Raw genomic sequence first — 17,558 nt, forward strand, 5'->3', positions numbered from 1 at the left:
TGCAAACTCATACTGCCCCCAGTAAAAATACTTTAGTGGCTGGCAATTCTCGCCCTGACAATTGTATGGCGATTTCGAGGCCAGTCAATTTACCCTCCCTTGCAGGAAGCCCTGGCGCCCCGGGTGTTGGACTTGGGGGATTGGGATTGGAGTTGGGGTTGGAATTAGGTGCGCCAGCAACTTCGCTACCACCCAAACGCCAGCCATTTTCGCCTTCTTTCCAAGTGCGCATATCAAAACCGGTCACCTGGCTTTGCAAGGCGATAGACGGGCTGACTTCAGCATCAGCCAATGCACTTTGCCAATCCTGGTCTAGTACTGCCAATTCACGGGTAGGCTGCATTTCACGACGGTTAAGCACACCGTCCCGTACCCGATAGACGACGACTTGCAAGCGAGTCGGTTGATTTTCTTCAAATACATTACGTACCAGTACCAGTCTGGGCCCTACCGCGCTCAGTACTTCACGCCCAGGTAAATTAGTGGCATCAACCAGGTGAGCACAATCATTTTCTATCTGCGCAAAAGCCAGTTGTATACCGCGCGTTTGTTCCATTTCTTTGGTCAGCACCACACGGGCACGGACGATACTGTCCAGCCCACGCCAACCCAGTACGGAAATAATAGCCAGTATGGTAATCGCTACCAATAACTCTATCAGCGTAAAACCGGCCTGAGATGAGCCGGTTTTACGTCGACCACGCGCCTGCAAAATATTAGAGCGCATTTGGCACCACCTGGGTCAGCTTGATGATACGGCGCTCCGGGCTGTCGGCCTCATACACATAGACTTCGACTCTGCGGAAAGAGGGGTTAGGAGTGGCAATCACATGCTCTTCACACATCAGGTGCAAGTCTCCCTGAGGGCAGGCAAAAGTGCGCTCACCAAAAGCGGGCCATTCGTGCGCCAGGCGTATTTGTGCCAGACGGTTTTCAGCAGACCAGGTGGCCATCATGGAGGCGCGCAAGCTATTGCTGTTTTGCGTCAGGCTGCCGATAGCGCGCAGACTGGCGCCCAGGGCAGTACCAACGATGACCAGGGCCACCAGGACTTCCAGCAGGGTAAACCCGGATTGTGAACGCAAATGTCGCATCTTATTCAACTGAAAAATGGCCTATGCCATCGGCGCGTACACTGACATGCTTGTCAGCAGATTTGATGGTGAGTACAAAGGGTTTATCCACAGGCTCGCGGCCAAATACGATACGTATTGTGGAAGTATCTGCCACTTGCGGCTGCACGGACAATTCCACGGGCGCAGTTTGAAAACTTCTCTCGCGCAGCATCTCGTCCTTGACTGGCGTCCAGACTCTTTCTTCCCTGACCAGGAAGCGGTAACCATGTTGATCCACTTCAAAAGCCACGGGCAGATTACGGACGATGGCTTCATCTCGTGCCAGTTGCAAAAGCAGGGAAATCCTCCTGGCGTCATTTTCCAGGCGCTGTTGCTCGCCCGGCATGGCGTTAATGCTGACAGCCCCAAGTATGAGACCGAAAATCACCAACACTACCAACAACTCCAGCAAGGTAAAACCCCGCTGTACGCGCATAATCTTCATTATTGCTTCTTATAGATCCCAGGAACCTATGTCAGCATCCTCACCACTGCCACCCGGTTGTCCGTCGGCACCCAGTGAAAACACGTCGACATCGCCCCTGATGCCTGGAGACAGGTATTGATATGGCTTGCCCCATGGGTCATTGCGCAATTTTTCCAGATAGCCACCAGTTTGCCAGGCATTCGCCGCTGGCCCGGATGTCGGTTTCTCTACCAGCGCCTGCAAACCCTGCTCCGTAGTCGGATAGCGCTGATTGTGCAAGCGATACAACTTCAGCGAAGTCATGATGGTAGAGATATCCTGCTTGGCGGCAGCCACCCTGGCTTCATGGGTAAACCCGGTCAGCTTAGGAACCATAAAAGCACCCAGAATCGCGATGATAGTCACTACCACCATGATTTCTATCAGGGTAAAACCGCGTTCGGATCCCGGAGACCTGCCCGCACGTACAGGAACTGAAAAATTGGACATAATGAAACTCTAAAAAAAATGAAAAACTTAAAAAGCAAAAAGCGCGACACGAACTGACAGGTCGCGCTGACGCAGTATAAATCCTGCAAATGCCACTTGGGCTGCATTCTGTATCGAATAGTAACAAAAAATGCCATCAAGACAATATATTTACACAAAAAAGTATTTAATATGTATGAATTCTGTCTTGATGCTCACATACTACCGCCAGTATATTTCAACTCAATTTCAAGGGCAAACTGCGCAAACGCTTGCCAGTCAAGGCAAATACGGCATTTGCCACTGCCGGCGCAATGGGTGGCACCCCTGGCTCACCTATACCCTGGGGTGCTTCTGCACTCGGGATAATGATGGTTTCCACTTCAGGTGCCTCATTGATGCGCAAGACCTGGTAGTCATGAAAGTTAGTCTGCACGACCTTGCCATCCTTGATGGTAATTTCACCATACAGGGCAGCGCTTAAACCAAAGACCACGGCAGACTCCATTTGCTGGGCAATGATATTGGGGTTGACTGCTATGCCGCAATCAACGGCGCAAACCACTTTATGAACACGAATCTGCCCTTCGTTCACGGACACCTCGGCAATCTGGGCGACGATACTGCCAAAAGATTCATGCAAGGCCAGACCATGCGCCCTTCCATCAGCAGGCTTGCCCGCCTTTTGCACGACCGCATCGAGCACGGCCAGATGACGTGGATGTGCTTTCAATAAATTACGGCGGAAACTCACGCCATCCTGTTTCGCCGCATGGGCAATTTCATCGATAAAACTCTCTTTGAAAAAAGCATTATGTGAATGACCAACCGAACGCCAAAAACCCAATGCCACCGGGCTAGGGACAATGACATGCGCAATACGCTGATGCGGGATTTCATAAGGCATGTCAAATTCGCCTTCTGCCGTGGTTTTATCCGGGCCTGCGCCCGCCAGACCAAAAGTGCGTTTAAGTACCTGATGGGTAATTGAGCCTGAGACAGACTTGTTATCATAAGCCAGTAAATTACCTGCACTATCGAGCCCAGCCTTGAAACGTGCCAGAGCAGCGGGCCTATACATGTCATGCGTAGTATCTTCTTCGCGGCTCCAGATCACCTTGACTGGCGCCCCTTTGGTGTCCATGGCAATACGCGCAGCTTGCGCAACCATGTCCACTTCCAGCCTGCGACCAAAGCCACCACCCAGATAAGCCATGTGCACAGTGACATCTTCTGATTTCAGCCTGGCGACTTTAGCGGCGACATCTGCCGCCACGCCGGGCACTTGAGTAGAGGTCCAGATCTGCAGCTTGCCATCCTTGAGCTGCGCCGTGCAATTGATGGGTTCCATTGCCGCATGCGCCAAAAATGGTGCGCAATATTCTGCCTCTATGGTATTGATTATCTCCTTGGCAGCCAGCTTATTTTCTACATCACCGTTCTTGTAATAAGCAAAACCTGATTCTGTAGCTAGCTTGCTGGCAAAATCCTTAAAAATACTTTCTGTAGAAAGTTGCGCATACTCGCCTGCCTCCCAGATAACAGGTAATTTGTCCAGCGCCTGTCTGGCTTGCCAATACGATTGCGCCACCACGGCAATACCGGCCACCGCCCCTTCCATGGAAAAGTCGATGACTTGCGTGACACCTGGCATCGATTTAGCTGCAGCAGCATCAAAGGATTTAACACGTCCACCTATGGTGGGGCTTTGCCTGATAGCGGCATACAACATGCCTTCTGGCCGTGCATCAATACCAAACTGGGCACTGCCATCGCCCTTGGGCGCAGCATCGGTACGTGGCTGCGGCTGGCCTATGATTTTGAAATCTTGCGGGCGCTTGAGTTGTATCTCGCCAGGCTGACTGTTGATCGCATCGGCAGCCAGCTCAGCATAGCTGGCATGCTTGCCAGATGAATGACTGACTACGCCATCTTTGGTCATGCATTCTGTCGCAGCCACCTTCCATTTCTTTGCTGCCGCAGCGACCAGCATGGCGCGCGCCGTTGCCCCTGCTTCACGCATGGGTTGCCAGGCATCCTTGACGCTGGAGGATCCACCTGTCATCTGCAAACCCAGCTCGCGGGCAAATTTAAGTGTCACCCATTGCGCAGTGCGCTTCAGGCTACCATGGTCATCCGGGTGAAAAGGCAGGCCGTCAGCCAAGGCCGCCATGTTTCCATAAATTTTATCGGCGGGCACATACATGGGCTTGACCATGCTCATGGGGACATCCAGCTCTTCAGCCACCAGCATTTGCAAGGCAGTATGTATGCCCTGCCCCATCTCGCTCCTGTGCATGGCGACACTGACCGTGCCATCTTGCGCAATCTTGATCCAGCCATTCATTGCGACTTCGCCATTTGACACAGGCAAGGGTGAGCTAGTGTTAAGGCGCTGGCGCGGCGGCAAGACACCCCACCCCACCAGCAACGCCCCCGTCAAGCCCAAGCCACCCAGGATGAAGCGGCGGCGTCCTGATTTTTTTTGCTCCGACATGCACGGTCTCCGATCTTTTTGCCGCCTTTATATTATTTCTTATATATTTGGCGTGCTTATGTGTTTCGTCTTGGATAACCTTCTGCCAATATCCTGGTCCAGACGATTTCTTTTTGTTCTGCTGTCATGAACACCCACTCAGCCACCTCGGCCACGGTGCGGCCACAGCCACGACAAACATCATCAAATGTTGTTGAGCAAACGGCAACACAGGGCGTATCCGGGCGTTCTTTGCCTTCCATCTTTATTACTGACATAGTCTTACTCTGGCTTTCAGGATTGTGCCTGAATGAGCTAGGCCCGAAATAATAAAACGGGCGTTCGCCTTTTTCTGGCTAATAATAAATGTTTTTTTGTTTACTGCGTTGGTAGTCGCACTCTATTTTTCCAGAAATAGAGTGACTTTGTTGACAGCCTACAGGCTTCAGCGAGAAAATTGACTGCTTTCTGTCCTTCTCCCACAAAATATAAAGGTACATCATGAAAGTAGCCGTCGTTCTTTCCGGTTGTGGCGTCTTTGATGGCGCTGAAATTCACGAGAGTGTACTGACCATGCTGGCACTGGTCAAAGCCGGTGCAGAACCTGAATTCCTGGCACCCAATATCCCGCAAGCCCATGTTGTCAATCACCTTACGGGTCTGGTCGCGGAAGGTGAAAGCCGCAATGTGCTGGTAGAATCTGCCCGTATCGCCCGTGGCAAGATCAAGGATATAGCACTGGCAAATGCCAATGACTATGCCGCCGTATTTTTCCCTGGTGGTTTTGGAGCAGCCAAAAACCTGTCTGACTTTGCCAGCAAAGGGGCTGACTGCCAGATACAGCCAGATGTCTTGCGCTTTGCCAAAGCCGTAGCAGACGCTGGGAAACCTGCCTGCTATATCTGCATAGCCCCAGCCATGATGCCACATATCTATGGCTCTGGCGTCGCTGTCACCATAGGAACTGATGAAGACACGGCTACTGCCGTCACCGCCATGGGTGGGCAACATATCAATTGCCCGGTAAAAGAATTTGTCGTCGACAAAGAGAGAAAAGTTGTCAGTACCCCTGCCTATATGCTGGCGGAAAATATTGCTGAAGCAGCGACTGGAATCGAAGCTGCCGTCAAAGCCACGCTTGCACTAATCTAAAACACCAGAGCTCCAAGTATGATTTTTAAAACAAGGTCTTCATGACTCAAGATTTTTTTCAATCCCTGATGTTGCTGATATTGGTGACCGACCCGTTTGGTAACGTCCCCATATTCGTCAGCGCCCTGTCCCATGTCGCACCCGAGCGGCGCTGGCGTGTGGTGGTGCGCGAGTGCGCGATTGCCTTTGGCCTGCTTTTGCTGTTCATGTTCTTTGGCAAACACTTCCTGACCGCACTGCAATTGACAGAAGTGTCCTTGCGCATAGGTGGTGGCGTGATCCTGTTCCTGATTGCCTTGCGCATGGTATTCCCGCAGGAGGGCGGTATTTTCGGGGATGTAGAAGATGGTCACGAGCCTTTCATCGTGCCGCTGGCGATACCAGCCTTGGCTGGCCCGTCTGCGCTGGCGACAGTGCTGCTGTTTTCATCCGACAGCCGTCAGGACATGATGGTGCATCTGGCAGCATTGACTGCCGTTGCCGTGGTCTGGCTGGTGGTGTTATTGAGTGCGGAACGCATGCAAAAGGTCCTGGGTGTACGCGCCATGACTGCATTTGAACGCCTGATGGGCTTGATACTGACAGCCATGTCGGTCGAAATGCTGCTGGCGGGGATCAGGGATTACCTGAAAACACTGAACTGATCATGCATGGCTGACCGTGGATAAATATCAGGTCAGCCATATCCAGAATATCAGCGATTGAAAGTGAAGTAGCCTAGCAAGAACAAGACTAAAGCGATCAGAAATTGTTTAATCATTTGACGATTCATAGCTGACCCTTACCCTATTCTACTTAAATTATCTTATCCGCAGTCATTTGCGCAATCTCGGCATCACTATAACCCAGCGTACTTAATACCTCCTGATTATGTTGCCCCAGGCGCGGGCCCAGCCACTGGGTCTGGCCAGGAGTCTCTGACATCTTGGGCGTAATGGCTGGCAGTTTGACTGGTGTGCCATCTTCAAATGCGTGTTGCTCAAACATCTGGCGCGCCAGGAATTGCGGGTCGCTCATCATATCGCGTACCGAATAGATTTTACCCACCGGCACATCGGCTGCCTTGAGTATCTGCAATGCTGTATCGATGTCACGGCCTGAACACCAGGTCTGGATTGCCGCGTCAATTTCTGCTGTGCGCGGGACGCGGCCATCATTGCGCACCAGGCCAGGGTCTTGCGCCAGGTCATCACGGTCTATGGCTTTCATGAGCCTGTGGAAAATCGCATCGCCATTACCGGCAATGACAATATTTTCACCTTCAGCCGTCGTGTAGGTATTTGACGGGACTATGCCAGGCAAAGCACCACCAGTACGTTCACGCACGACACCGGCATGGTCAAATTCTGGCACCAGTGATTCCATCAAGTTGAATACCGACTCATACAAAGCCACATCCACCATCTGGCCCTGGCCAGCAACACAAGCCTCACCCTGCTTGCCATTCCAGCGCCCACCAGTGACATCACGGTGACGCAAGGCCATCATGGCGCCTATTACTCCATGCAAGGCAGCGACTGAGTCTCCTATCGATATACCTACTCGCACAGGTGGTCGGTCAGGGTGGCCGGAGACATAACGCAAACCTCCCATGGATTCACCGATAGCACCAAAGCCAGGCAAGTCTTTCAAAGGCCCGGTCTGGCCGTAACCCGACAGGCGCACCATGATGGTGGCAGGGTTGATCGTTTTTAAATCTTCAAATCCCAGCGCCCATTTTTCCAGCACGCCGGGTCTATAATTTTCTATGATGATGTCGGCATCCAGGGCCAGGCGCTTGGCAATTTCACGTGCCTGTTCCTGCTTCATATTCAGGGTAATACTTTTCTTATTACGTGCCTGCACACTCCACCACAGCGAAGTGCCATCTTTCAGCACACGCCACTGGCGCAGAGGGTCACCGCCATCAGGGGACTCTACCTTGATCACTTCAGCGCCAAATTCAGCCAGCATGCGTGAGCAAAATGGCCCGGCGATCAGCGTGCCCAACTCCAGGACCTTGATGCCCGCCAAAGGGCCATGTGCTTTAGCTTGTGACTGCATGAGTAAGCGCTTCTCTGAAATTGTTTTAGAAAAAAGTCAGTTTCTTGATTTCCCAGGCAATATTGGTACGTGCCTGGGCATCGAATTGTGCAGCCATTGTTGGATGAAAATAGAGTTGCTCACGCCCGGCAAAGCGCTTGAGTACTTTTAAACGCCCTGCCCTGTATGCAGGTGCTTCCAGCCAGCGGAATTCATTGCGTATGGCCCGGCTATAGTGCTGATAAATATCCTGAGGTGCGCCCAGTATAGTCAGGGCGATATCAAGAAATAAGGGAATATCGACAGAGCGATTTTTAAAATCGGCCACTTCATGTCTGGCCGTGGCAAGTATGCATTGCTGCACATGCATGATGATGGTGGGATTAATTTCCATGCGCATCATCAACTCCCCCGCCAGTTCTGCACTTTTCAGTTCATTGTTGTTGGCATGGGTATCATAGACCAGGTCATGAAACCAGATCGCCAGGGACACCATGGGGAAATTCTGTATGTCTGCCCGCCGCTCTTCAGCATGCCTGAGCATGGACTGGATATGGGTGAGATTATGAAAACTGCGTTGTGGCTCGGAGTAATGCTTATCGAGTAAAGTCCAGACTTCCATTGCATGCCTGGGACTACCAGCCAATCCCCTTATCAGGTCTGACCATTGCAAATGCAATTTGCTTTTTTGTTCGGCGGGGATCAGAAACATGATGGCTTATTATTATCTCAGTTACTGTATTAAGTTGTCCGTCTATCCAGCATGGCGCGGGCAATCGTGCCAGCATCCACATATTCGAGCTCACCTCCAACTGGCACACCGCGAGCCAGGCGACTGACCCGCAAGCCACGCGCCTTCAGCGTCTCGCTGATGTAATGCGCGGTTGCCTCACCTTCATTGGTGAAATTGGTGGCCAGCACCACTTCTTGCACTTTGCCATCAGTGGCTCTGGCAATAAGCTTTTCCAGATGGATGTCTTTCGGACCTATGCCATCAAGTGGCGAGAGTCGCCCCATGAGCACAAAGTACAGGCCCTTGTACGTCATGGTCTGTTCTATCATCATCTGGTCAGAAGGTGTTTCCACCACACACAGCAGACTGGTATCGCGCACTGCATCCATACAGGTTTCGCAAACTTCGCTCTCGCTGAAGGTATTGCAGGATGCGCAATGTTGTATGCGTTCGACCGCGTGAGTCAGCGCCATGCCAAGGATGGCAGCGCCTTCCCTGTCATGTTGCAAAAGATGATAAGCCATGCGCTGCGCAGACTTTGGCCCGACGCCGGGCAAGCGGCGTAGGGCCTCAGACAAGGCTTCCAGACTACCGAGTTTCTTCACCCTCAGAACGGCATCTTGAAACCAGGTGGCAATGGCATGCCAGCTGTCAATGCTGACATTTTTTCTTGTGAAGTGGCTTCTGCCTTGCGTACCGCATCATTGAAAGCGGCGGCAACCAGGTCTTCCAGCATGTCCTTGTCGTCACCCAGCAAAGATGGATCGATGGTAACGCGCTTGACATCGTTCTTGCAGGTCATGACAACCTTGACCAAGCCAGCACCAGCCTGGCCTTCTACTTCTACCAGACCCAATTGATCCTGGGCTTTTTTCATATTGTCCTGCATTGTCTGGGCTTGTTTCATCAGGCCAGCTAATTGATTCTTCATCATAAAATTTCTCCGAAAATAAAAATGGAATATTGATTAAATTTGGTCACGCGGAATTGTATTTTTTTGCATATCACCGACATCAGACCGGCCGTACGCTACCCGTGACGATAGTGGCGCCAAATTCACGCATTAAAGTCTGCACGAAACTGTCGCCCTGTATGGATTTCTCTGCCTGTTGCTGGCGCACTTCACGCTCAGCCACAGCTTGTGCGTTGGCGGTATGCTCAACAGCACCTATCTCGGTTTCTACCCGTATGGTCTTTTCAAAACGTTCAGTCAGGGCTGCGCTAAGTTTTTCAACACTGCCCGAAGACAAGAGTGTAGACAAAGGCAGGCGCAGGCGGAATACATGGGCATTGCCATCCTGCTTGCAACTGACCAGTTCACTTTGCTGCGTCATTTGCTGGGCAACGCCGCGTACTGGCAAGCTGGCTGCCAACGCAGGCCAATGACCATCCCAGTTCAACTCAGGGACTGGTGCATTCGCGATCAGGCGATCTGCATTCAGGGTGATGGACTCTCTGGGCTTGATCACTTCTGCAGCGACGGCTTGCGGTTCCTGGTCAGCAGTTGCAACAGTGTCAGCAAGCACGGCCACTTCAACTGGCGCGGCTTGTTCCAGCATTACAGTGGGAGCCATCGCTCGTGGTGGCATTGCCGGTTTTGCGGGCTCTGCATCGAAGAACATTTCTTCATCCCAGGGCGGCGGCATATCATCCATACCCATGGATTGCATATCCTGCTCGGCGATCAGAGGTGCTGGTGCAGACACGGGCTGGGCAGGCTTGACTACCGGTTGCGCCGACGGCGGCGCTACTTTGACTGACGGTGTTGCGACAGGAGTAACGGGCCTGACAGGAGCTACAGGTGAGACTGGAGCAACTGGGGACACAGGACTCACGGGTGCAATTGCAGCTTTGGCTACTGGTGCAACTTCGGCAGTAGCAGTTTTGCCTGCTGGCGTGCCATTCTTGGTATTTGCGCGGGCCGCAGCCAGGGCTGCCAATACCGGGCTGACACGTGTGCCAGCAGCAGGTGCAGTTGCGGGTGTTGCGGGTGTCTCGGCATTATCCTGTACAACCGGTTTCGGCGCTTCTGCTGGAGCACGTGCAGGCATCGCTGCCTGCACAGTATTTACTACAGGCACAGCACTAGCAGTACTGCTAGAAGCTGCGGGACTAGAAATAGAACTAGAAGCAGAGCCAGGACGCGCAGGGCTTTGTGCAGGCGCTGCATTGTTGACAGTATTAACTGGCAATGCAGGTCGGCCACCAGCCGGCGGCGTGCTGGCTGGCGGCTGCGCCCACTGTTCACCACTGACAGGCTTGAACGCCAGCATGCGCAACAGCGTCATGCTAAAGCCTGCATATTCATCAGGTGCCAGCGCCAGCTCATTACGGCCATGCACGGCAATTTGATAAAACAGTTGCACTTCTTCTTTGGCGAAACTCTGTGCCAGGCGCAAAACCTGTTCGCGTTCAGGAATATCTTCTGCCACTGCCGCAGGCACCATTTGCGCCACGGCGATCTGGTGCAACAAACTACCCAGGTCTTGCAGGGCTGCTTTATAAGACAGGCTGCGCGCTGCCATTTCATCGGCAACATCGAGCAAGGCTTTACCATCCTGGGCCAGCAAGGCATCCAGCAGGCGTATCAGATAAGACTGGTCCAGCGCACCCAGCATGCCTTGTACGGCATCCAGGCTGACTTTGCCAGCGGCGTAAGCAATTGCCTGGTCGGTCAAGGACAAGGCATCACGCATGGAGCCATGAGCACCTTGTGCCAGCAAACGCAAGGCAGGCAATTCAAATTCGATTTGCTCTTGCCCCAGGATGTTTTCCAGATGGCCGACGATATGGCCAGGCGGCATTTGCTTGAGATTGAATTGCAGGCAGCGTGACAAGACCGTGACCGGGATTTTTTGCGGGTCTGTCGTTGCCAGAATGAATTTGACGTGCTCAGGCGGCTCTTCCAGCGTTTTCAACATGGCATTGAAAGCGTGGTTGGTCAGCATGTGCACCTCGTCTATCATATAGACTTTAAAGCGTGCATTGGACGGCGCATAAATCGCCTGCTCCAGCAGCGAGGCCATTTCATCGACGCCACGGTTCGAGGCGGCATCCATTTCTATATAGTCAACAAAGCGCCCGGCATCAATCGCCGTGCAGGCTTCGCAAACACCGCAAGGATGGGCAGTAATGCCCGTCTCGCAATTGAAGGATTTAGCCAGTATGCGTGATAGCGTCGTCTTGCCGACACCGCGGGTACCGGTAAACAAATAGGCGTGATGCAGCCGCTGCTGCTCTAGCGCATGCGATAAGGCACGGACCACGTGCTCTTGCCCCACCAGAGTTTCAAAACTCTTGGGGCGATATTTTCGGGCGAGGACTTGATAGGACATCCTGCGATTTTACCTTATTCGGGCGCTCAGATCAGTGATTTGCAGATATCCCAACACCAAGTTTTTCATCTGAGCAAGAAATTCAGGCTCTTGCAGGCTTTGCGGGGATAACATCAGGGTCTGGTACAAGACCCCGTAAACAGCCGCATGGACTATCGCCGGACTGGTATTTGGATAAGCTGCACGGTCTGAACTTGCCGCAAAAGCAGATTCCCAGATATCAACAACTTGCCCGTAGAGTGCGCTGTAGGCTTCCATATTTGAAATCTGCCGCTCCAGGAAAATCAGGGCAGACCACTCTTCGGTCTTGTCGGCATGTAAAAGAATGATGCGTTCCAGCAGATCAGTGACGATGTCTTGCAAGGGCTGACCGTGTTGCAAGTCTACCCAGATGCGCATCTGCGCACCGATATTTTTCATGCGCTCATGGATGCAATGGGCTGCGATCGATTTCTTGCCAGGAAAGTATTCATACAATGTGCCCAGGCCGACGCCCGCGACCAGTGCAATATCGCGCATGGTCAGATCGGCATAGCTTTTTTCGACCAAAAGCCGAACAAAGGCATCGAGGATTGCCAATTGTGTCATTTTAGAGCGTTGCTGCACTGGCTTGCGGCGTAATTTCAAAGGGCTGGCAGTCTCGCTCATGGTGTTTCTTGTTTTATAAGTTCAGGTACTTGGGATAATGCCAAAAGGCGAACATCTTGATTACTTCATCAGACTACACTATTCATCTGGCTTACTTATTTAGCTTACCGATATCAATGAGGCACATATGCAGTGGCAAACCCATGAAATAAGCAATCAGGTCGCAGACCTGCAAGATTACAATATTTTCACTAGTGATGCCGTTCTAATGACCAGCCTGGCGCAGTATCAGGCTGACTGGTATCAAAACACCTTGACAGTATCCGGGCAAGAGTTGGGCAGCAGCGCTGTACTGGAAGCTGCTGCGCTGGCCAATACGCATTTGCCCGAACTACATACCCATGACAGACAGGGCAAGCGCATAGACAGAGTAGACTTTCACCCAAGCTGGCATCAATTATTGGGAATATTGCGCAAGCAAGGTCTGCATGCCAGCCCCTGGAGCCAGCCGCGCATGGGTTCACATGTTGCGCGTGCAGCAGGTTATTTCATGCAGTCACAGGTGGAGTCTGGCTCCCTATGCCCCAGTACCATGACTTTTGCCTCCATCCCTGTGCTGCAAAACGAAGCTGCCTTGTTCGCTGAACTCAAAGACAAGCTGTATTCACTGGAACATGATCCGCGTGACTTGCCGATAGCCCAGAAAAAATCCATCCTGATAGGCATGGGTATGACAGAAAAACAGGGGGGCTCGGATGTGCGCACCAATACCACCACTGCCGTGGCATTAGGTGCCGAGGGGCGAGGCCAGGCCTATGCATTGACCGGCCACAAATGGTTTTTCTCTGCGCCTATGTGCGATGCCCACCTGGTGCTGGCCAAAACTGAGAATGGATTATCCTGTTTTTTTGTGCCGCGCTGGCGTCCCGATGGCAGCAAGAATTCTATCCTGGTACAAAGACTGAAAGACAAACTAGGTAATAAGTCCAACTCCAGTAGCGAAGTCGAATTCCAGGATGCCTATGGTGTCATGGTAGGTAATGAAGGCCGGGGCATTCCAACCATCATAGAAATGGCCAACCTGACACGGCTGGATTGCGTCATCGGCAGTGCTGGCCTGATGCGGCTGGCGCTAGTGCAAGCCATCCATCATGCACGCCACCGCACGGCTTTCGGCAAGAAGCTGGCAGATCAACCCCTGATGCGTAATGTGCTGGCTGACCTGGCACTGGAAAGTGAAGCAGCAACCCGACTCATGCTGCATCTGGCTGCAGCTCTGGATGCACCAGATGACGCCTTGCAACGCGCCTGGAAACGCATCATGACACCTGCCGCAAAATTCTGGATATGCAAGCGTGCGCTGGAATTTACTGGCGAATGCATGGAAGTCTGGGGCGGTAATGGCTATGTCGAGACTGGCCCCATGGCGAGGTTATATCGCGAAGCACCAGTCAACTCCATTTGGGAAGGCTCAGGCAATGTGATGTGCCTGGATGTCTTACGTGCCATGGAAAGAGACCCGGAAGGCTTGCAATTGCTGCTGCAACTATGGAGCAAATCAGCATCGGAACAAGCCAGGCAAATGGCGGTGGAATTACAGTCAGAGCTGGCATCAGCAGAATTCAGGGAAATGAATGCCCGCCGTATTACCCAGAAACTGGTATTGACAGCACAGGCTTTCCTGATGGCAGAATATGCAAAGACTGATATCGCCAGGGCTTTTATACAAAGCCGCACAGATGCAGGATGTGGTCGCGTGTATGGCACACTGGATGCTGCCACGACAGGAGCTTTGCAAGAGCGCATTATTTCACGCGCGTTTACAATCTGAAGACAGCCTGAAGGCGAATTAATTTCTAAGCTGCTGCCCAGTCAAAAGACCGGGCAGCGTTATTGCGGCAATTAGAACCTGTTCACGATCTGTAGCGAGCGAGCGTCAGCGGGTTGAAGAGCAGCGCAAAAAGCGGAATGTACTTAAGTACATGAGCATTTTGAGCAGCGCATGAGGCCCGATCACGCTCGCGCAGTAAGATCGTGAGCAGGTTCTTAGAACGCTGCAATCCCGGTCTGTGCACGCCCCAGTATCAAGGCATGAATATCATGCGTGCCTTCATAGGTATTGACGACTTCCAGATTCACCAGATGGCGGGCAATGCCAAACTCATCAGAAATACCATTACCACCCAGCATATCGCGCGCAGTGCGGGCAATATCCAGAGACTTGCCGCAAGAATTACGCTTCATGATGGACGTGATTTCAACTGCTGCCGTACCTTCATCCTTCATGCGACCCAGGCGCAAACATCCTTGCAGGGCCAGCGTGATTTCTGTCTGCATGTCAGCCAGTTTTTTCTGTACCAGCTGATTTGCTGCCAGTGGGCGACCAAATTGCAGGCGGTCCATGGTGTATTGGCGTGCTGTATGCCAGCAGAATTCTGCCGCACCCAAAGCCCCCCAGGCGATCCCGTAACGGGCGGAGTTCAGGCAAGTGAACGGGCCTTTCAGGCCTTCTACATTTGGCATCAGATTTTCTTCTGGCACGAATACTTCATCCATGACGATCTCGCCAGTGATGGAAGCACGCAAGCCTACCTTGCCATGGATAGCTGGTGCGCTCAGGCCTTTCCAGCCTTTTTCCAGGATAAAGCCACGGATACGGCCATCATCTGTTTTCGCCCAGACCACGAAGACATCAGCGATAGGGCTATTGGTGATCCACATCTTCGCGCCACTCAAGGAATAACCACCCGGCACAGTCCTGGCACGGGTTACCATGCTACCTGGGTCAGAGCCATGATTAGGCTCGGTCAGGCCAAAACAGCCTATCCATTCACCCGTTGCCAGCTTGGGCAGGTATTTTTGTTTTTGTGCTTCACTACCAAATTCATTGATAGGCACCATGACCAACGAGCTTTGTACGCTCATCATGGAACGGTAACCAGAATCAACACGCTCCACTTCACGCGCAACCAGGCCATAGCAAACATAGTTCAAACCAGCACCGCCGTATTGCGTAGGAATCATGGAACCCAGCAAACCAAGCTCACCCATTTCGCGGAAAATGGCTGGATCTGTTTTTTCATGACGGAAAGCTTCCAGGACCCTTGGTGTCAGCTTTTCTTCGCAATAGACACGTGCGGCATCTTGCACCATACGCTCCTCATCGCTGAGTTGCGAGGACAATAACAAGGGATCTTCCCAACTAAATACAGCCTTGGCCATCTGTTTCTCCTGATTGAATTATGTATTTCGTTATTTTTTGCATGCCACTTTCATAAAACAAGAAGTGACATGACATGCTTCATGCAGTCTTAAGTACTTGCCTGACTCGGCAAATGCAGCAAGGACAAACCCAGTTGCGCCCTTCGTACCAGCCACGGGCTGGGGCGATAGCGAGGGTCGCCAGTGCTGGCATACAAGTTCCGCAAAACCAATAGTATACGCGAAGTACCGAGTTTGTCGCCCCAGGCTAGTGGACCTGCTGGATAAGCGAGGCCTAATACCACTGCATTGTCGAGATCTTGCGGGCTGCATATGCCTTGCTGGGCTATGTCACTAGCAATATTGATGATGGTCGCCAATATGCGCTGAACGACGAAACCGGCGCTATCCTGTATCAAACTGACACCCTGCCCGCTTTTTTGCAGCAGCGACTGGCATTGTGCTGCCAAATTTGCATCTGTAGCGGGATTCATCATCAGGCTCAGATGCCCCTGGCAAGCAGTCAGTGCATCTATGCCAAGGGTGCGACGGACATCCAGGCCTGCTCTCGCCACACAGGTACTGACATCTTCGCCGTATGGGCTGACTATGCACAGTGCTTCTGAGGATGGCTGCTCACCATTTTCGATAGTAACGCCGCAACGCTCAAACAGCGCAAGCAGTGCTGGCACCGCATCCGCGTTTTCCTGGCTGATCCATACTGGTCCAGCCCACGCAGGCTGTTGCTCAGGAACCGCCGGTACATCCTGGTTGCCACTATAAGAATAAAAACCGCGCCCGGTCTTGCGACCCAGCACACCTGCATGTACCCGTTGCGCAGTGATGACACTGGGGCGATAGCGTGGCTCTTCATAATACTGATGATAAATCGCTTCCATGACAGGGTGCGATACATCCAGCCCCGTCAGATCCAGCAATTCAAACGGGCCCAGCTTGAAACCTGCGGCCTCACGCATGATCTGGTCTATCTGGCGGAAGCTGGCAACATTCTCTTGCAGTATCCGCAGGGCTTCCGTGCCATAACCACGGCCTGCATGATTGACGATAAAGCCAGGCGTATCTTTGGCACGTACTGGCAAATGCCCGGTTTGCGTGGAAAATGCCATAAGCTGCTCTGCGACCGCAGCATCGGTCAGCAAGCCATCGATGACTTCCACCACCTTCATCAAGGGGACAGGATTAAAGAAATGCAGGCCCGCGACACGCTCAGGTATTTTTGTACCAGCCGCAATGGCGGTCACTGATAAAGACGAAGTATTGGTCGCCAGTATGCAGGCATCAATGACGATACCATCCAATTGTTGGAACAAAGCACGTTTGACATCCAGCTTTTCAACAATTGCCTCCACCACCAGATCGCATTTAGCCAGTTCCTGCATGCTATTGACGACTTGCAGGTTTTCTACAGCACGCTGATATTGTTCTGCGCTGAGTTTTTCCTTGCTCAGCATTTTTTGCCATTGTTCAGCAATCAACTGGCTAGCCTTGCTGGCGGCATCTGCCTGCACATCAAACAAGAGCACGCTAAAACCTGCCTGCGCAGCAATCTGGGCAATGCCGCGCCCCATGGCACCGGCACCAACAATGCCAACAACTGCAATACTGGTCTGCATATTTACTCCGGCACGATGGCGGTGACTTCTATCTCCACCCTGGCTCTGTCTTCTATCAAGCCTGCCACCTGCACGGCAGTCATGGTTGGGTAATGGCGGCCTATGATATCGCGATAGGCTTCGCCCACTTCTTTATAGGCTCCTACATATTCTTTTTTATCGATCACATACCAGGTCATGCGCACGATATGCTCAGGTTTCGCATTTGCCTCTGTCAATACTTCAACGATATTCTGCAAGGCCTGCCTTACCTGGCCCGCGAAATCATCTGTCTGAAAGCTGCATTGCGCATCCCAGCCCACCATGCCACTGACGCACACAGTACGGCCACTGGCAGAAATGCCATTTGAATAGCCACGTGGCCTGGCCCAGCCCGGAGGTTGCAAAATGTCCATCATCTATCCCTT

18 protein-coding genes are annotated in these 17,558 nt (G+C 52.3%); 3 read left to right on the forward strand and 15 right to left on the reverse strand.

The annotated features are described in order from the left end of the window. Nucleotides 1-7: 7 nt before the first annotated feature. The 6 genes from ACO0LF_RS11930 to ACO0LF_RS11955 form a co-directional block, all read right to left on the reverse strand. Nucleotides 8-727, reverse strand: a complete 720-nt coding sequence (locus ACO0LF_RS11930) for a PulJ/GspJ family protein (protein ID WP_423014302.1) — start codon at nucleotides 725-727, stop codon at nucleotides 8-10. After that, nucleotides 717-1,094 (reverse strand): type II secretion system minor pseudopilin GspI, encoded by a 378-nt coding sequence (gene gspI / locus ACO0LF_RS11935; protein ID WP_423003822.1) that lies wholly within the window; start codon nucleotides 1,092-1,094, stop codon nucleotides 717-719. Before gspI ends, ACO0LF_RS11930 begins: the two co-directional genes overlap by 11 nt. 1 nt (nucleotide 1,095) lies before the next feature. Continuing rightward, nucleotides 1,096-1,560, reverse strand: coding sequence for a type II secretion system minor pseudopilin GspH (gene gspH / locus ACO0LF_RS11940; protein WP_423014303.1), 465 nt, complete (start codon nucleotides 1,558-1,560; stop codon nucleotides 1,096-1,098). A 9-nt stretch (nucleotides 1,561-1,569) separates the two neighbouring features. Further along, nucleotides 1,570-2,031 (reverse strand): type II secretion system major pseudopilin GspG, encoded by a 462-nt coding sequence (gene gspG, locus ACO0LF_RS11945; RefSeq protein ID WP_423003826.1) that lies wholly within the window; start codon nucleotides 2,029-2,031, stop codon nucleotides 1,570-1,572. 217 nt (nucleotides 2,032-2,248) lie between these two features. Continuing rightward, a complete protein-coding gene (locus ACO0LF_RS11950) occupies nucleotides 2,249-4,507 on the reverse strand; it encodes a molybdopterin cofactor-binding domain-containing protein (protein ID WP_423014304.1) in 2,259 nt (752 codons plus the stop codon). 56 nt (nucleotides 4,508-4,563) lie between these two features. After that, nucleotides 4,564-4,764, reverse strand: a complete 201-nt coding sequence (locus tag ACO0LF_RS11955) for a DUF1289 domain-containing protein (protein ID WP_162058702.1) — start codon at nucleotides 4,762-4,764, stop codon at nucleotides 4,564-4,566. Between the two features lie 223 nt (nucleotides 4,765-4,987). On the opposite strand from ACO0LF_RS11955, the gene elbB reads away from it, so the two are divergent. Continuing rightward, nucleotides 4,988-5,638, forward strand: a complete 651-nt coding sequence (elbB, locus tag ACO0LF_RS11960) for an isoprenoid biosynthesis glyoxalase ElbB (RefSeq protein WP_423014305.1) — start codon at nucleotides 4,988-4,990, stop codon at nucleotides 5,636-5,638. Nucleotides 5,639-5,679: 41 nt separating this feature from the next. Beyond that, complete coding sequence (locus tag ACO0LF_RS11965) at nucleotides 5,680-6,282, forward strand: MarC family protein (protein WP_422951297.1); 603 nt, start codon at nucleotides 5,680-5,682, stop codon at nucleotides 6,280-6,282. Nucleotides 6,283-6,433: 151 nt separating this feature from the next. Here the strand turns inward: ACO0LF_RS11965 and ACO0LF_RS11970 are convergent, their stop codons facing one another. The 6 genes from ACO0LF_RS11970 to ACO0LF_RS11995 all read right to left on the reverse strand — a co-directional run bounded on the left by ACO0LF_RS11970 (nucleotide 6,434) and on the right by ACO0LF_RS11995 (nucleotide 12,376). Further along, on the reverse strand, nucleotides 6,434-7,681 hold the full coding sequence (locus tag ACO0LF_RS11970) for a CaiB/BaiF CoA transferase family protein (RefSeq protein ID WP_423014306.1): 1,248 nt from the start codon (nucleotides 7,679-7,681) through the stop codon (nucleotides 6,434-6,436). 25 nt (nucleotides 7,682-7,706) lie between these two features. Further along, nucleotides 7,707-8,372: a hypothetical protein gene (locus ACO0LF_RS11975; protein WP_423003834.1), complete on the reverse strand. Its 666-nt coding sequence runs from the start codon at nucleotides 8,370-8,372 to the stop codon at nucleotides 7,707-7,709. Between the two features lie 29 nt (nucleotides 8,373-8,401). Next, nucleotides 8,402-8,998: a recombination mediator RecR gene (recR, locus tag ACO0LF_RS11980; protein WP_423003836.1), complete on the reverse strand. Its 597-nt coding sequence runs from the start codon at nucleotides 8,996-8,998 to the stop codon at nucleotides 8,402-8,404. A gap of 2 nt (nucleotides 8,999-9,000) precedes the next feature. After that, nucleotides 9,001-9,327, reverse strand: coding sequence for a YbaB/EbfC family nucleoid-associated protein (locus ACO0LF_RS11985; protein ID WP_423003838.1), 327 nt, complete (start codon nucleotides 9,325-9,327; stop codon nucleotides 9,001-9,003). 79 nt (nucleotides 9,328-9,406) lie between these two features. Continuing rightward, nucleotides 9,407-11,728, reverse strand: a complete 2,322-nt coding sequence (locus tag ACO0LF_RS11990; RefSeq protein WP_423014307.1) for a DNA polymerase III subunit gamma/tau — start codon at nucleotides 11,726-11,728, stop codon at nucleotides 9,407-9,409. Nucleotides 11,729-11,737: 9 nt separating this feature from the next. Further along, nucleotides 11,738-12,376 (reverse strand): TetR/AcrR family transcriptional regulator, encoded by a 639-nt coding sequence (locus ACO0LF_RS11995; RefSeq protein ID WP_423014308.1) that lies wholly within the window; start codon nucleotides 12,374-12,376, stop codon nucleotides 11,738-11,740. 127 nt (nucleotides 12,377-12,503) lie between these two features. Here ACO0LF_RS11995 and ACO0LF_RS12000 point away from each other — a divergent pair, with 127 nt between their 5' ends. After that, on the forward strand, nucleotides 12,504-14,147 hold the full coding sequence (locus ACO0LF_RS12000) for an isovaleryl-CoA dehydrogenase (protein WP_423014309.1): 1,644 nt from the start codon (nucleotides 12,504-12,506) through the stop codon (nucleotides 14,145-14,147). Between the two features lie 215 nt (nucleotides 14,148-14,362). On the opposite strand, the gene ACO0LF_RS12005 is transcribed toward ACO0LF_RS12000, so the two are convergent. From ACO0LF_RS12005 to ACO0LF_RS12015, 3 genes are all read right to left on the reverse strand, one after another. Next, nucleotides 14,363-15,538 carry an acyl-CoA dehydrogenase gene (locus ACO0LF_RS12005; protein ID WP_423014310.1) on the reverse strand — a complete coding sequence of 392 codons (1,176 nt, stop codon included), beginning with the start codon at nucleotides 15,536-15,538 and terminating at the stop codon, nucleotides 14,363-14,365. Nucleotides 15,539-15,627: 89 nt separating this feature from the next. Then, a complete protein-coding gene (locus ACO0LF_RS12010) occupies nucleotides 15,628-17,151 on the reverse strand; it encodes a 3-hydroxyacyl-CoA dehydrogenase (RefSeq protein WP_423014311.1) in 1,524 nt (507 codons plus the stop codon). 2 nt (nucleotides 17,152-17,153) lie between these two features. After that, nucleotides 17,154-17,546 carry a RidA family protein gene (locus tag ACO0LF_RS12015; protein ID WP_422951291.1) on the reverse strand — a complete coding sequence of 131 codons (393 nt, stop codon included), beginning with the start codon at nucleotides 17,544-17,546 and terminating at the stop codon, nucleotides 17,154-17,156. Between the last annotated feature and the right edge of the window lie 12 nt (nucleotides 17,547-17,558).

This window comes from Undibacterium sp. Di27W (assembly GCF_049340345.1).
Lineage (GTDB): Bacteria > Pseudomonadota > Gammaproteobacteria > Burkholderiales > Burkholderiaceae_D > Undibacterium.

What these genes read in the sequence shown, in the direction of transcription:
- ACO0LF_RS11950 (WP_423014304.1), bottom strand. Translation starts at nt 4,507, where the DNA reads ATGTCGGAGCAAAAAAAATCAGGACGCCGCCGCTTCATCCTGGGTGGC.
- ACO0LF_RS11970 (WP_423014306.1), bottom strand. Translation starts at nt 7,681, where the DNA reads ATGCAGTCACAAGCTAAAGCACATGGCCCTTTGGCGGGCATCAAGGTC.
- ACO0LF_RS11965 (WP_422951297.1), top strand. Translation starts at nt 5,680, where the DNA reads ATGACTCAAGATTTTTTTCAATCCCTGATGTTGCTGATATTGGTGACC.
- ACO0LF_RS11990 (WP_423014307.1), bottom strand. Translation starts at nt 11,728, where the DNA reads ATGTCCTATCAAGTCCTCGCCCGAAAATATCGCCCCAAGAGTTTTGAA.
- elbB (WP_423014305.1), top strand. Translation starts at nt 4,988, where the DNA reads ATGAAAGTAGCCGTCGTTCTTTCCGGTTGTGGCGTCTTTGATGGCGCT.
- ACO0LF_RS11975 (WP_423003834.1), bottom strand. Translation starts at nt 8,372, where the DNA reads ATGTTTCTGATCCCCGCCGAACAAAAAAGCAAATTGCATTTGCAATGG.
- ACO0LF_RS12005 (WP_423014310.1), bottom strand. Translation starts at nt 15,538, where the DNA reads ATGGCCAAGGCTGTATTTAGTTGGGAAGATCCCTTGTTATTGTCCTCG.
- ACO0LF_RS12000 (WP_423014309.1), top strand. Translation starts at nt 12,504, where the DNA reads ATGCAGTGGCAAACCCATGAAATAAGCAATCAGGTCGCAGACCTGCAA.
- ACO0LF_RS11985 (WP_423003838.1), bottom strand. Translation starts at nt 9,327, where the DNA reads ATGATGAAGAATCAATTAGCTGGCCTGATGAAACAAGCCCAGACAATG.
- gspG (WP_423003826.1), bottom strand. Translation starts at nt 2,031, where the DNA reads ATGTCCAATTTTTCAGTTCCTGTACGTGCGGGCAGGTCTCCGGGATCC.
- ACO0LF_RS12010 (WP_423014311.1), bottom strand. Translation starts at nt 17,151, where the DNA reads ATGCAGACCAGTATTGCAGTTGTTGGCATTGTTGGTGCCGGTGCCATG.
- gspI (WP_423003822.1), bottom strand. Translation starts at nt 1,094, where the DNA reads ATGCGACATTTGCGTTCACAATCCGGGTTTACCCTGCTGGAAGTCCTG.
- gspH (WP_423014303.1), bottom strand. Translation starts at nt 1,560, where the DNA reads ATGAAGATTATGCGCGTACAGCGGGGTTTTACCTTGCTGGAGTTGTTG.
- ACO0LF_RS11930 (WP_423014302.1), bottom strand. Translation starts at nt 727, where the DNA reads ATGCGCTCTAATATTTTGCAGGCGCGTGGTCGACGTAAAACCGGCTCA.
- ACO0LF_RS11995 (WP_423014308.1), bottom strand. Translation starts at nt 12,376, where the DNA reads ATGAGCGAGACTGCCAGCCCTTTGAAATTACGCCGCAAGCCAGTGCAG.
- ACO0LF_RS11955 (WP_162058702.1), bottom strand. Translation starts at nt 4,764, where the DNA reads ATGTCAGTAATAAAGATGGAAGGCAAAGAACGCCCGGATACGCCCTGT.
- ACO0LF_RS12015 (WP_422951291.1), bottom strand. Translation starts at nt 17,546, where the DNA reads ATGGACATTTTGCAACCTCCGGGCTGGGCCAGGCCACGTGGCTATTCA.